This is a genomic window from Janthinobacterium sp. BJB446 (assembly GCF_002735655.1).
GTDB lineage: Bacteria > Pseudomonadota > Gammaproteobacteria > Burkholderiales > Burkholderiaceae_D > Janthinobacterium > Janthinobacterium lividum.
In genome coordinates this window covers 125,327-138,906 of the sequence record NZ_PDZK01000003.1, presented here as the reverse complement: position 1 = coordinate 138,906, position 13,580 = coordinate 125,327, and the positions used below count along the sequence as shown (strand labels likewise).

Sequence of the window (13,580 nt, the reverse complement as noted above, 5' to 3'; positions counted from 1 at the left end):
TAGCGTATTGATTCTCGTTCAGGAAAATAATGGTATATGGTGAAGCGTCAGCACCTTGAGAAACCGTAGCGAGCAAGCCCGATATCGGGTTGAGTAGCGCAGCTGTACAAAAAGTACAGCGAGCAACGCCGACCCGAGAGTGGGCTGCGCAGTAGGTTTATCATGGTGCAATCCTTAGCGGATGCGGCGAGTGGTTTCCCGCACGATCAGTTCCAGCGGCGGGATGGCGGCCTGCACGGCTTCGCCATTGATCAGGCCCAGCAGCGCTTCCGTGGCGATGCGGCCGATGTCGTACAGGGGCTGATGGATGGTGGTGAGCGGCGGCGTCGTGTAGGACGAGCCGGGCAAGTCATCGAAGCCGACGAGCGAGATATCGTCGGGCACGCGGATGCCCTTGCGGTACAGGCACAGGCGCACGCCGTAGGCGGACAGGTCGTTGGCGGCGAAGACGGCGCTGAACTGCTGCTGCGTATCGAACAAATGGTTCATGGCCAGCATTCCGCTTGCTTCGTGGAAATCGCCTTCCACCATCAGCTTCGGGTCGATGGCGATGTCCGCTTCGCGCAGTGCGCGCTGGTAGCCCGTCAGGCGCTCGGCCGCATCCGTGTTGTTGGCGGGGCCGGCCACGAAGGCGATGCGCCGGTGGCCCAGTTCCACCAGGTGGCGCACGGCCAGGTAGGCGCCGTATTCGTTGTCGAGCTTGAAGCCGATGGCGCTTTTCGTGGCCAGCAGGCGGCCCGTCGAGACGATGGGCCGCTGCTGCGAGAAATCGAGCACGCTCTCGTCCGAAATGCGCCCCGACAGCAAAATGATGCCGTCCACCTTTCTTGCCAGCAGCAGGCGGATGCGGTCCGCCTCTTCCTGCGCATTCCAGTGTCCGCTGACGATGACGGACGCATAGCCCGTGTCCTTCAAGCCATCGTCCACGCCGCGCAGGCTTTCGTCGAAGAAGGGGCTGGAAATGTCCTGCACCACGATGCCGATGGTCATCGAGCGGCCTTTTTTCAGCCCCTGCGCCATCTGGTTCGGCGCGAATTTCATGTGGGCAATCGCCGCCAGCACGGCGTCGCGCTTGTCGTCGGAGACCCTGGCCGTGCCATTCAGGATGCGCGAGACGGTGCTGGGCGACACGCCGGCCTGGCGTGCCACGTCGAGCAGGGTGGAAGGGGGAGCAGCGTGGGCGCTATCGTTCAAGGTGATTCCTGGGTATCAAGATGGCTGGTTCTCAGTGTTCTGAAAACCTTTTCAACGGAAGATTACCATAAATGCCCGCAGGGCCGTGGATCGGCGTAGGTCGGGTTAGCCCGCAGGGCGTAAGCCGACATATTGTTGGCCGTGCACGTCGGGTTACGCGCTTGCGCGCTAATCCGACCGACGATTGAAAACGTTTTCACAAAAAACAACGGCAGCGCAAATGACGAATTTTTACGCTTTTTCATAGGAGAAAACGCGCCACGGCGTGCCGCTTGCCATGCTGCCTTCAATAAAAATGACAACTTTTTCGGTTGACTTGATTTTCTTTGCGGTGTTAAATGGATACATGTTGTGAAAACGTTTTCAAGATAGAAGACGCTCAATAAACGGAGATGAAATAATGAAGTCAAGCATCCTTGGCGCCGCCCCGCTGGCAGCGCTGACCCTGGCCGCCAGTGTGGCCGCCGCGCCCGCAGCTGTTCCGCCGACTGCAGCCCTGCCGACGCTGGCCCCGGCCACGATTACCGTCGCCTCGTTCCCCGACCTGGACCGCGCCGTCAAGACGGCCTTGCCCCTGTGGGAAAAACTGTACCCGCAAGTGAAGGTCAAGCTGGTCAGCCTGCAGATCGACGACCACCATAACTCGATGACGACGGCGCTGGCGGCCGGCGCGCGCCTGCCCGACGTGATGGCCATCGACTTCCGCTATGTCGGCAGCTTCGCCGAATCGAAGGGCATGGAAGATTTGCTGCAAGCGCCATACGGGGCAGGGCAGTACCGCGCCCAGTTCGTGCCGTTCACCTTTGTGCAGGCGACCAGTTCGCGCGGCACCCTGGGCGCCATGCCGGCCGACCTGGGACCGGGCACCCTGTTCTACCGCAAGGACCTGATGGACAAGGCGGGCATCAAGGAAACCGACCTGACGCAATCGTGGGAGTCGTATATCGCCGCCGGCAAGAAACTCAAGGCCGCCACCGGCACCTATCTGCTGGCCGGCGCCAGCGACCTGGCCGACATCTATATCCGCGCCAATTTGAAAGATGGCGAAGGCATTTACTTTGGCGACAAGGGCCAGGTGCTGGTCGACTCGCCCCGCTTCGTGAAGGCGTTCGAGCTGGCCAAGGCGGCACGGGTGGCCGGCATCGATGCGCGCACCGTGGCCTGGACGGGCGAGTGGGCCGAAGGCTTCAAACGCGACAAGGTGGCCAGCCAGATGATGGGATCGTGGCTCAGCGGCCACCTGGCCAAGTGGCTGGCGCCGGCTTCGTCCGGCCAGTGGCGCGCGGCGAACTTGCCGGCCGGCGCGCTGGCGTCGTACGGCGGCTCCTTCTACGGCATTCCGAAAAAGGCGGCGAATAAAACCCAGGCCTGGGAATTCATCAAGTTCATGACCGTCAACAAGGATATCCAGCTGCATTCCCTGAAAGAGATCGGCGCCTTTCCGGCCCTCAAGGCAGCCTATGCGGACCCGATGATGGACGAGCCGCAGGCGTATTTCGGCGGCCAGAAGACGCGCCTGCTGGCGCGCGATACGGCGGCGAAGATCCCCGTCATCCGCGTCGACAAGTTCGACGCCGTGGCGCGCGACATCGTCAACATGGAACTGGAAAGCGTGCTGGCGCAAAACAAGGATATCAAGACGGCCCTGGCCGACGCCAAGGCCCTGATCACCCACCGCGCGCGGCGCTAGGAGCAGCATGACTACCTCCATGCCTTGTACCGAGGGCGCGCCCGCTGCTGCGGCAGCGCGGCCCGCCAGGAAACGCTTCAACATGAAGCAGTGGGCGCCGTACATCTTCATCAGCCCCTTCTTCATCCTGTTCGCCGTCTTCAGCCTGTTCCCGCTGCTGTTTTCCATCTATTTGTCGTTCAACCAGTGGGAAGCGGCCAGCGGCGTGGAAGCCATGCAGTGGGTGGGCCTGGACAACTACAAGTATGCCTTGAGCGACCCGTGGTTCCTGCGCTCGCTGGGCAATACCGTGTGGCTGGCGCTGGCCTCGGGCGTGCCGCAGCACCTGGTGGCCATTCCGCTGGCGGCCTTCATCCACAACAGCTTCAAGCGCTCGCGCAACCTGGTGATCGGCATCTATTTTTTACCGTTCATCACTTCCAGCGTGGCCATCGCCATGGTCTTCAATACTCTGTTCTCGCGCGACTATGGGCAGATCAATGTACTGATCCAATGGTGCGCCAGCCTGCCGCTGGTGGGCGGCCTGTTCCCGGCAGAATCGATCGACTGGCTGGGCAGCTCGCTGTTCATCAAGCCGGCCGTCGCCTTCGTGATTTTCTGGCGCTACCTTGGCTGGAACCTGGTGTTGTACCTGTCCGCGCTGCAGGTGATCCCGAAGGATCTGTACGAAGCAGCCACCATCGACGGCGCCTCGAAACGCCAGCAATTCTGGTACATCACCCTGCCGCAGCTGCGCCCCATGATCTACCTGGCCGTGACCCTCACCATCATGGGCAACCTGCAGCTGTTCGAGGAGCCGTTCGTGCTGGTGGCCGAATCGAGCGGCGTGAGCCAATCCGTGATGACGACGGCCATCTTCGTCTACAAGACGGCGTTTTCCTCGGGCGACTTCGGCACGGCGTCGGCCATTTCCTGGCTGCTGTTCCTCATCATCGCCAGCACCACCTGGGTGAATAACCGCATCTTCAGCCGCAACGAGCGTAGAGAAGGCAAGGAGGCCAAATGAGCGCATTGACAAACCGCCGCGCCAGCGCGGCCAGCACCCGCTGGACAGCCTACGCCATGGTGGCCATCGGCGCCCTGATCATGGTCGCGCCGTTCTACTTCATGTTCGTCTTCGCCACGCACACGAGCGCCGAGATCTACAGCCTGCCGCCGCCGCGCTGGTTCGGCACGGCCCTGCTCAACAACATCGAGCTGCTGCAGGAGCGGCTGCCATTCTGGCGCAATATCGGCATCAGCCTGTACGTGGCCCTGATGACGACGGCGCTGACCCTGTTCTTTTGCTCGCTGGGCGGCTATGCGTTCGCCATGTACGAGTTCCGCTTCAAGCGGCCCTTGTTTACCCTGGTGATGGCGTCGATGATCATCCCGTCGTTCATGAACATGATCCCCACCTTCATGCTGATGGATTTCCTCGGCTGGCTGGACCAGCCGCGCGCCCTGTACGTGCCGGGAGCGGCCGGCGCACTGGGGATTTTCCTCATGCGCCAGTACATCGGCACGGCGATACCGAAGGACCTGATCGAGGCGGCGCGCATCGATGGCTGCGGCGAGTTCGCCATCTACTGGCGGGTCGTGCTGCCGCTGATCGGCCCCGCCATGGGCACTCTGGGCCTGATCACCTTCATCAACTCGTGGAACAATTTCATCACGCCGCTGGTCGTCATGCGCTCGGTCGAGAACTACACGATCCCGCTGGCCCTGCGCAGCATGCAGGCGCCGAACAACACGGAGTGGGGCGCGCTGATGACGGGCGCCGCCATTGCCGTGCTGCCGCTGCTGCTGATGTTTTTTGTTGCCTCCAAGCGCCTGATCGAAGGGCTGACCCAGGGCGCCGTCAAAGGCTAGCACTTTTTTAATCCACTCACACTGATACCACCACCATGCATAACGACGATATTGACAGCAACTTTCCCGCCACCTTCACCTGGGGCGTGGCCACCAGCGCCTATCAGATCGAGGGCGCCGCCGCCATCGACGGCCGCGGCCCGTCCATCTGGGATACCTTCAGCCACACGGATGGCAAGATCATCGACGGCAGCAATGGCGACGTGGCCTGCGACCACTATCACCGCTATGCCGAGGACGTGGAGCTGATCGCCAGCCTGGGCGTGAACGCCTACCGCTTTTCCATGTCCTGGTCGCGCGTGCAGCCGGCCGGTTCCGGCGCCTGGAACGAAGCGGGCTTCGACTTCTATGCGCGCCTGCTCGACGCCCTGGCCGCCAAGGGACTCGACGCCCATTTGACCCTGTACCACTGGGACTTGCCGCAAGCCTTGCAGGACGAGGGCGGCTGGCTCAATCGCGCCACCTGCTACCACTTCGCCGCCTATGCGGCCGAGGTGGCGCGCCGCTTCGGCCACAAGGTCGCCAGCATCGCCACCCATAACGAACCGTGGTGCACGGCCGTGCTGGGCCACGGCACGGGCCAGTTCGCCCCGGGCATGGCCGATCCGGCCGCCGCCGTGCAAGTGTCGCACCACTTGCTGCTGTCCCACGGCCTGGCCATGCAAGCCATGCGCACGGTGAATGCGCCGGCGAAGCTGGGCATCGTGCTCAATCAGTGGACGGCCACGCCGGCCACCGACAGCGCCCAGGACCGCGAACTGGCCGAACTCGAATATGCACGCTCGGTGCAGTGGTATATGGACGCCATCTTCAAGGGCCGCTACCCGTCCCTGGCCCTGAAACACGCCGACGCTTCTGCTTTATCCATCTTTGAAAACGATTTCATGGATATTAAACAGCCTATCGATTTCCTTGGCGTGAACTACTACACGCGCGCTTTCATGAGCGCCGAGACGCCGCCGCGCAAGCCCGACTGCAAGCTCGGGGTCAACGACATGGGCTGGGAAACCTATCCGCAAGGCTTGACGGAGCTGCTCGTGGGCCTGCACCGCGAATACCGGCTGCCGCCCGTCTACATCACGGAAAACGGAATGGCGGTTGCCGACAAGCCCGTCGACGGCAAGATCCACGATGAGGCGCGCATCGAGTACGTGCAGCTGCACCTGGACGCCTTGCGCGCCGTGATCGCGCAGGGCATCGACGTGCGCGGCTATTTCTACTGGAGCCTGATGGATAACTTCGAGTGGAACTCCGGCTACGCCAAGCGCTTCGGCATGCTGTACGTCGATTACGCCACGCAGCAGCGCAGTTTCAAGGACAGCGCCCTGTGGTACCGCGACTTCATCGCCGCGCAGCGCGCCGCGCATGCCGATGCGGCCGTCCTGGCCGGGGAGCACTGACATGGCCGCCATTTCCCTGCGCGGCATCCGCAAGACCTACGGCGACGGCCCGGAAATCGTCAAGGGCCTGGACCTTGATATCCATGACGGCGAATTCATGGTCTTCGTGGGACCGTCCGGCTGCGGCAAGTCGACCCTGCTGCGCATGATCGCGGGACTGGAAGACATCAGCGCGGGCCAGCTGCGCATCGGCGACCTGCTGGCCAACGACGTGGCGCCGGCGGAGCGGGGCATCGCCATGGTCTTCCAGAGCTACGCCCTGTATCCGCACATGACGGCGCGCGACAACATGGGTTTTGCCTTGAAACTGGCAGGCAAGGGGGAAGCCGAAGTGCGCGCTGCCGTCGGCAAGGTGGCCGAGATTTTGCAGATCACGCACCTGCTCGACCGCAAACCCAAGGCATTGTCCGGCGGCGAACGCCAGCGCGTGGCCATCGGCCGCTCCATCGTGCGCCAGCCCAAGGTATTCCTGTTTGACGAGCCGCTGTCCAACCTCGATGCCTCGCTGCGCGTGCAGACGCGCATCGAGCTGGCCAAGCTGCACCAGGAACTGGGCACCACGATGATCTACGTGACGCACGACCAGGTCGAGGCCATGACCCTCGGCGACAGGGTCGCCGTCTTCCACGGCGGTCACCTGGAGCAGGTGGGCGCGCCCTTGGACCTGTACCGCCATCCGGCCAGCCAGTTCGTGGCCGGCTTCATCGGCGCGCTGCGCATGAATTTTTTGCCGTGCGCCGCCGTCCCGGCGCTGGCCAGCCAGCTTGGTGGCGAGGCGGGCATGCTGGTCGGCATACGTCCGGAACACCTGCGCCTGGTGCCGCGCGAGGAGGGCTACGGCGCCACCGTCACCCTGATCGAGCAGCTGGGCGATGCGCAAATCATCCACGCGACGCTCGATGGCTGTATTGACGGCGGCCCGCACGCGGTGGCCATCAAGCTGCACGGCGAGGCGCGCCACGCGCTGGCGCAGGGCAGCGCCATCGGCTTTGCGCCGGAAGAAGGCCATGCCTTTCTATTCGACACGGCCGGGCGCGCCGTGGCTACCCATTGACCCCGCACGGAGGCGACATGACTTCAGATTGACACCCAAAAAATGTGCAGCAGTAGCCAAAGAGCTATGTGATCATCATTCAACCAGCGGTACAGGAGACAACAACAATGCAACAGCTTAAACGCAATACCATCGCCCTCAGCCTGGCGCATGCGACCTTCGCCCAGTTCATCTTGCTGGGCAGCGGCGCCGCCATGGCCCAGGACACTGCGGCCGCGGACGCGGCAAAACCGGCCTCAGAACAGATGGACCGCATCGTCGTCACGGCCACGCGCCGCAATACCTTCGTGCAGGAGACGCCGCTGGCCGTCACCGCCTTCAACCAGGACACCCTGCAAAACAACCAAGTCAAGGATCTGGCGTCGCTGGCGACCATGGTGCCCAGCCTCGTCGTCGAGCAGCATGGCGACTCGGGCGGCGTGCACGTCTACATGCGCGGCGTCGGCTCGGCCAACCACACGGAGCTGGGCGACCCGGCCGTCGCCTTTTATGTCGACGGTGTGTATTCGCCGCGTCCGCAGGGCGCCACGGCGCTGATGTATGACCTGTCGCACGTCGAGGTGGCGCGCGGACCGCAGGGCACCCTGAACGGCCGCAATTCCACGGCAGGTGCCGTCAACCTCGTGTCGGCCGCGCCAAGCACGGCCAAGTTCATGGGCTCGGCCGGCATCACGGTGGGCGACAAGCGCCATTTGCAGACGCAGGGCATGATCAATATCCCGTTTTCCGACGACGTGGCGCTGCGCATCGCCGCCATCAAGGATAGCCACGACGGCACGGTGGATTTCCGCCGCGGCTCGAACGTCATGCCGGGCACGGCCAAGTATGGCGCCGGCGACCAGATGGGCGTGCGCGCCTCGCTGCTGTGGAAGTTCACGCCGCAACTGCGCGGCACGTTCATCGCCGACTACTTCCTCGACCAGGGCGCCGGCAACGTCTACCTGGCGGCCGAACCGAAACGGGGCGAGAAGCTGCGCTCGGCCCTGATCGACACGCCGGGCACGCTGGACCAGTCGATCCTGACCTACAAGGGCAAGCTCAATTACAAGCCGACCGATGCGCTGGACTTCACCTACCTGGGCAGCTGGAGCCGCTACAAGCGCCAGAACAGCAACGATGCCGATGCGGGCCTGTTCCCCGGCTTCAAGTCGGAAAACCGCACCGACTGGGCGCAGTTCGACAGCTATTCGCACGAGCTGCAGGCGCGCTCGGACGACGATGCGCCGTTCCAGTGGGTGGCCGGCCTGTTCCTGTTCAATGAAAAGAACAAGGTGCGCTTCGATATCGACCGCAGCCAGATTTCGCAGGCCGCCGTGCAGCAGGATATCGCCAACGGCGCCGTGATCTTCGTGCAGCCGACCGTGGGCCAGTATGCCTCGGCCATGTCCTTCATCCAGGGCGACCGCCAGCTCAAATCAAAGGCCGTGTTCGGCCAGGTCAGTCAGCAGTTGACGGACCAGATCAAGCTGACGGCCGGCGCGCGCTACACGAAAGACCATAAATTCGACGTCGGTGGCAAGAACTGGGCTTGCCCGAACTGGCCTGCCAACACGCCGCTGGGCACCACCGTGCTCACGCCCGATCAACTGGCGCAGCTGGTCACGCCGGGCACGGGCCTGGCCAACACGCACAATATCGGTCCTGGCGGCGCCATCACGGCGGCCACCTGCGGCAATACGCCGGGTGACAATACGGCCGACCTGAAATACGGCCAGGCCACCTGGCTGGGCCGCATCGAGTACAAGCTGCGCTCCGATATCCTGCTGTTCGGCTCCGTGACGACGGGCTTCCATTCGCCTGCCATCGGCGACGGCGGCGCCACCACCAAGCCGGAAAAGCTGACCAGCTATGAAATCGGCTTCAAGTCCGACCTGCTGAACCGCGAACTGACGCTGAACCTCGATGCCTTCCTGATGAAGTACAAGGACAAGCTCGAATCGCAGGTGGTCAACAGCGTGCTGGCCAACTTCAATGCGGCCGGCGCCACCGTCAAGGGCCTGGAAGCGGAATGGGTGTGGCGGCCAACGAAGGTCGACCGTCTGACGGGCAACGCCACCTGGCTGAAAGCCGTGTATGACGACTTCATGTCGTGCGACGTCGATGCGGCGCGCGCGAATGGCCAGTCCTGCGGTTCGACGGCGCCATTGGTGAACGTGGGCGGCAGCACCATGAAGCATGCGCCGAAGTTTTCCACGACCGTCCAGTACGAGCATGATTTCAATGTCGCCGGCGGCCAGCTCACGCCGCGCGCCTCGGTGCATTATGAAACCATGTCGTATGTGGGCGCGGGCGCGTTCAACGGCGACGTGCCGGGCCATGCCGGCGTCAAGCGCCAGGAAGCCTACACGACCCTGGACCTGAGCCTGCGCTTCCAGCCGGCGAACAAGGCCTATACGGTGGAAGCGTTCGTGCAGAACGCTACGGACAAGGCGGTCAAGCTTGACGTCAATGAAATCTGCACGGACGTCGGCATGCCATGCCAGCCCACGCAGCAGATATACGGCGCCTTCTACAACGCGCCGCGCACCTTTGGCGCGCGCGTGTCGATGAAGTTCTGATGGCGTAGGGTGAAAGAGCAGTCGCAGTAGCAGTCCACTCAGTAGGGTAGGTGTTGGGCCGGGGAGCTTCCCCGGCCTTTTTTATTCCAGCGTTTATTCCAAACTCGCTTGCACGCTGGCGATGCCGATCTGCGCGCTGCCTTCGGCCAGGCGCACATTGACGTTCTGGCGCGCCTGCAGTTGCGCCGGTGAGCGGACGATATTTCCCTTTTCATCGCGCAGGATGGCGTAGCCGCGTTCCAGGGTGCGCTGGGGATTCAACAGCTCCAGCTGCGCCGCCAGGCCGTCGAGGCGGTGGCGCCGCTGTCCCAGCTGTTGCGCCATGGCCGCGCCGCCGCGCCGCTGCATTTCTTCCAGGCGCGCGCGCGGCGCCGCGACGTCGGGCCGCAAGGCCGCCCAGCGCGCACGCAGGCGTTCGAGTGCGTACTGCGACTGGTTCACGGGCGCGCGCGCCGCATGCGTCATGGCCGTCGACAGGGCCAGCAGCTGCAAACGCTGCTGCTGCAGCTGCGCCTTCGGGTTGAGCAGGCGGCGGCTGTGGCGGTCCAGGGTCTGCGCCGCATCGTCGAGGCTGCGGCGCATGGCGCGGCGCAGGTCGGCCGCATCGGCGCGCAGGGAAGCCATCCAGTCGGCGCGCGGCGTGGCCGCCAGTTCGGCCGCCGCCGTCGGCGTGGCAGCGCGCAGGTCGGCCGCGAAGTCGGCGATGGTGAAATCCGTCTCGTGTCCCACGCCGCTGATCACGGGCATGGAACAATCGGCAATCGCGTGGGCCACGGCTTCATCGTTGAACGACCACAAATCTTCGATACTGCCGCCGCCACGGCACACCAGCAGCACGTCGCACTCGGCCCTTGTGGATGCCGTGCGGATGGCGTGCGCGATCTTTTCCGGCGCCTGCTGCCCCTGGACGGGCGTGGGGTAGAGGATGATGGAGACGTGCGGCGCGCGGCGCTTGAGCGCGATCAGCACGTCGCGCAGGGCGGCCGCCTGCGGGCTGGTGACGATGCCGATGCTGCGCGCGAACATGGGGATGGCGCGCTTGCGTTCCTGGTCGAACAGTCCCTGCGCGGCCAGCTTTTCCTTCAGGCGCTGGAACGCTTCATACAGCGCCCCCACGCCGGCGCGGCGGATGGCTTCCACGTTGATCTGGTAATCGCCGCGCGCGCCGTACAGGGTGACGAGGGCGCGCACTTCCACCTTGTCGCCTTCGCGCGGCGTGAAGCCGGCAAACTGGGCGCGGCCGCGGAACATCACGGCGCGCACCTGGGCGCCATCATCTTTTAATGTGAAATACCAGTGGCCGGACGCGGCGCGCGTGAAGTTGGAAATCTCGCCGGCGATCCATGTCAGGGGAAACGAGCGCTCGAGCAGGCGCGCGACGGCCTGGTTCAGGGCGCTGACGGTCAGCACGGGCGGGGCGGCAAAGCCGCTGTCAGTTGGAGTATCGGTCATCATCTGGTGCTATGGGGGAGGGAACTGTCCACATATTATCGGCGAGGTCATGCTTATGTCATATATCGTGCAAAACAACAAGTTCTATTTCTAAGTATTTGATTTCATGATGAATTCCTGTATGCCTGATTTGCGTGCACAGGGAAAAAAACCTTTAATATCAAGCACATCAGTAAAGCCCCTGCCACTTACGCACAAAGTTATCCACAGAAAGTGTGCGGAACTTTTTGCCTTGGACAAACGTTGCCTGACAAGCCAGCATTGAGCGATAAAAGTGCCGTGCTACATTTTTGCGCACGGAAATAAAGTGTATAGGAATCAAGCGCTTAGTATGCCATGCATGGCCTTGCGCACAATCTTATCCACAAAAAATGTGCAGAACTCTGGCACAGCGCCTGATTTATCCACCGGAACGCCCATGGCATGGCTTGCCTGAATTTTGCGCAGCATAAAAATAGCCATATAAATCAAGGGTATAGCATCACGCCGTACGCCTTGCTCACAATCTTATCCACAGAATGTGTGCAAAACTGCATAAACCGTTTCGCCTTTTCACCTGCTTTTCCACTGCACGACCAGAGCATTCCACTGCCTCATTTTTCAGCATTGAAAAAAACTCCTTTAAAATCAATGCTCTTACATGGAGTCAATCCGCTTGCTCACAATCTTATCCACACTTTATGTGTGGAACTGCCTTCACGCTTAAAAACTGCCGTGTTGAAGTGAAATCGGACGCCGAAAACCCTGCTTTTCAGGCCGTGCTACATTTTTATGCATGGCAATAAAAACGATATAAATCAATGTACTTGGCGCCTATCTTTGAGCTTGCGCACAATCTTGTCCACAGATTGTGTGCAGAACTTTTACGGCCACTATGCCGCGTATCGCACACCCGCTGCCACTTTTTTACTCATTGATTTAATTTCCTTTAAAATCAATGGCTTAATTGAATTCCCGGGCTTTGCGCACAATCTTGTCCACAGTAAATGTGCAGAACTCTTCAGGTGTTGATTTATTGATATTGACTACTGCCGTTAAGCTGCTATGCCTGTATTTTGCGCAGTTCTATAATCTGCATATAAATCAATGACTTGCCTGATGGACTTCATGCTTGCTCACAATCTTATCCACATAAAATGTGCAAAACCGGGCGCCGGCGGTGGGCGTCCACTGCGCCGTGTGGACAACTGCGATGCGGGCGCCACTTGCCGCCGGCGCGGCAACGCGCTACATTGCGCCATTCCTGCGCGGACGTACAATCGGTCTTCGGCGCTCGGTACAATACAGGCTGTTCGGGCGGTCCATCGCCTTCCCTTTTCCAGGAGTTTCTTTTGCTCGCTATATTTCAAGCCGCTGGCTGGCCCATCTGGCTGTTGTTGATCGCTTCCATCGTCGCCCTGGCCCTGATCATCGAGCGCCTGCTGTATTTGCGCCGCGTCAAGATCCTGCCCCGCAAGCTGTTTGATGAAGTGGTGCAGGTGTATCGTAGCGGCAATATCACGCCGGACACGGTGGCCAAGCTGGAAGACAACTCGCCGCTGGGCGTGGTGCTGGCCGCCGCCCTGCGCAATGTCGACGCGCCACGCGAGGTGATGAAGGAATCGATCGAAGAGGCGGGCAGCGGCGTGGCCCACACGCTGGAGCGTTTCCTGACGACCCTGGGCACCATCGCCACCCTGGCCCCACTGATGGGCCTGTTTGGCACGGTGGTGGGCATGATCGAAATCTTCGGCTCGCAAAACGCCAGCGGCTCCAATCCCGCACAGTTGGCCCACGGCATCTCGGTGGCCCTGTATAACACGGGCTTTGGCCTGGCCATCGCCATGCCGACCCTGGTCTTCTACCGCCATTTCCGCGCCCTCGTCGACAGCTTCGTCATTGACATGGAGCAGCAAGCGGTCAAGTTCGTCGACATCGTCCACAGTGGCCGCAAATGAACTTCCGCAAAGGCAAGGGGCGTGAAGACCCCGAAATCAACCTGATCCCGTTCATCGACGTGCTGCTGGTGATCCTGATCTTCCTCATGGTCAGCACTACCTACAGCAAGTTTACGGAGCTGCAGATCACCTTGCCGACGGCCGACGCCGAGCAAGCCAAGGACAAGCCGCAGCAGATCGACGTCACCATCGATGCCAAGGGCAATTACACGGTCAACCGCGAGCCCGTCTCGTTCCGCGACGTGGCCGGCCTGGCCGACGCCCTGCAAAGCGCGGCCAAGGCAGCCAATGGCGGCAAGGCACCCGCGCAGACGCCCGTGGTGGTGGTCAACGCCGACCAGTTCGCCATGCACCAGATGGTCATCCACGTGATGGAAGCGGCGCGCCTGGCCGGCTATGAAAAGCTGACGTTTGCGGCGCAGGCGGGTGGCAAGTAAGGCCAAC

The 13,580-nt window shown here is 62.1% G+C and carries 11 protein-coding genes; 8 read left to right on the top strand and 3 right to left on the bottom strand.

Features of this window, described 5'->3' with window-relative positions; translation table 11 throughout:
* Window positions 1–174 precede the first annotated feature (174 nt).
* Both CSQ92_RS19950 and CSQ92_RS28870 read right to left on the bottom strand, forming a co-directional pair.
* Window positions 175–1,194 (bottom strand): LacI family DNA-binding transcriptional regulator, encoded by a 1,020-nt coding sequence (locus CSQ92_RS19950; protein WP_034751748.1) that lies wholly within the window; start codon window positions 1,192–1,194, stop codon window positions 175–177.
* A gap of 62 nt (window positions 1,195–1,256) precedes the next feature.
* Window positions 1,257–1,604 carry a hypothetical protein gene (locus tag CSQ92_RS28870; RefSeq protein ID WP_143450406.1) on the bottom strand — a complete coding sequence of 116 codons (348 nt, stop codon included), beginning with the start codon at window positions 1,602–1,604 and terminating at the stop codon, window positions 1,257–1,259.
* On the opposite strand from CSQ92_RS28870, the gene CSQ92_RS19945 reads away from it, so the two are divergent.
* The 6 genes from CSQ92_RS19945 to CSQ92_RS19920 all read left to right on the top strand — a co-directional run bounded on the left by CSQ92_RS19945 (window position 1,595) and on the right by CSQ92_RS19920 (window position 9,747).
* The gene (locus CSQ92_RS19945) at window positions 1,595–2,884 is read left to right on the top strand and encodes an ABC transporter substrate-binding protein (RefSeq protein WP_099395169.1); all 1,290 of its coding nucleotides are present in this window, start codon (window positions 1,595–1,597) and stop codon (window positions 2,882–2,884) included. The two genes, CSQ92_RS28870 and CSQ92_RS19945, sit on opposite strands and share 10 nt — an antisense overlap.
* A 7-nt stretch (window positions 2,885–2,891) precedes the next feature.
* On the top strand, window positions 2,892–3,890 hold the full coding sequence (locus CSQ92_RS19940) for a carbohydrate ABC transporter permease (RefSeq protein WP_257219295.1): 999 nt from the start codon (window positions 2,892–2,894) through the stop codon (window positions 3,888–3,890).
* Window positions 3,887–4,735, top strand: a complete 849-nt coding sequence (locus CSQ92_RS19935; protein ID WP_070253512.1) for a carbohydrate ABC transporter permease — start codon at window positions 3,887–3,889, stop codon at window positions 4,733–4,735. The genes CSQ92_RS19940 and CSQ92_RS19935 overlap by 4 nt, the downstream gene beginning before the upstream one ends.
* 35 nt (window positions 4,736–4,770) lie before the next feature.
* A complete protein-coding gene (locus tag CSQ92_RS19930; RefSeq protein WP_099395167.1) occupies window positions 4,771–6,135 on the top strand; it encodes a GH1 family beta-glucosidase in 1,365 nt (454 codons plus the stop codon).
* A gap of 1 nt (window position 6,136) precedes the next feature.
* Window positions 6,137–7,189, top strand: a complete 1,053-nt coding sequence (locus tag CSQ92_RS19925) for an ABC transporter ATP-binding protein (RefSeq protein ID WP_070253514.1) — start codon at window positions 6,137–6,139, stop codon at window positions 7,187–7,189.
* Window positions 7,190–7,296: 107 nt separating this feature from the next.
* Window positions 7,297–9,747 (top strand): TonB-dependent receptor, encoded by a 2,451-nt coding sequence (locus tag CSQ92_RS19920; protein WP_099389392.1) that lies wholly within the window; start codon window positions 7,297–7,299, stop codon window positions 9,745–9,747.
* Window positions 9,748–9,840: 93 nt separating this feature from the next.
* Here the strand turns inward: CSQ92_RS19920 and xseA are convergent, their stop codons facing one another.
* On the bottom strand, window positions 9,841–11,202 hold the full coding sequence (xseA, locus tag CSQ92_RS19915) for an exodeoxyribonuclease VII large subunit (RefSeq protein WP_099395166.1): 1,362 nt from the start codon (window positions 11,200–11,202) through the stop codon (window positions 9,841–9,843).
* 1,328 nt (window positions 11,203–12,530) lie between these two features.
* On the opposite strand from xseA, the gene CSQ92_RS19910 reads away from it, so the two are divergent.
* Together CSQ92_RS19910 and CSQ92_RS19905 are read left to right on the top strand one after the other, a co-directional pair.
* Window positions 12,531–13,136: a MotA/TolQ/ExbB proton channel family protein gene (locus CSQ92_RS19910; protein WP_099395165.1), complete on the top strand. Its 606-nt coding sequence runs from the start codon at window positions 12,531–12,533 to the stop codon at window positions 13,134–13,136.
* Window positions 13,133–13,573 carry an ExbD/TolR family protein gene (locus CSQ92_RS19905; protein ID WP_034782086.1) on the top strand — a complete coding sequence of 147 codons (441 nt, stop codon included), beginning with the start codon at window positions 13,133–13,135 and terminating at the stop codon, window positions 13,571–13,573. Before CSQ92_RS19910 ends, CSQ92_RS19905 begins: the two co-directional genes overlap by 4 nt.
* Window positions 13,574–13,580: the final 7 nt, after the last annotated feature.

Coding starts and splice junctions, on each gene's coding strand:
- CSQ92_RS19945 (WP_099395169.1), top strand. CDS start 1,595: ATGAAGTCAAGCATCCTTGGCGCCGCCCCGCTGGCAGCGCTGACCCTG.
- CSQ92_RS19940 (WP_257219295.1), top strand. CDS start 2,892: ATGACTACCTCCATGCCTTGTACCGAGGGCGCGCCCGCTGCTGCGGCA.
- CSQ92_RS19935 (WP_070253512.1), top strand. CDS start 3,887: ATGAGCGCATTGACAAACCGCCGCGCCAGCGCGGCCAGCACCCGCTGG.
- CSQ92_RS19930 (WP_099395167.1), top strand. CDS start 4,771: ATGCATAACGACGATATTGACAGCAACTTTCCCGCCACCTTCACCTGG.
- CSQ92_RS19925 (WP_070253514.1), top strand. CDS start 6,137: ATGGCCGCCATTTCCCTGCGCGGCATCCGCAAGACCTACGGCGACGGC.
- CSQ92_RS19920 (WP_099389392.1), top strand. CDS start 7,297: ATGCAACAGCTTAAACGCAATACCATCGCCCTCAGCCTGGCGCATGCG.
- xseA (WP_099395166.1), bottom strand. CDS start 11,202: ATGATGACCGATACTCCAACTGACAGCGGCTTTGCCGCCCCGCCCGTG.
- CSQ92_RS19905 (WP_034782086.1), top strand. CDS start 13,133: ATGAACTTCCGCAAAGGCAAGGGGCGTGAAGACCCCGAAATCAACCTG.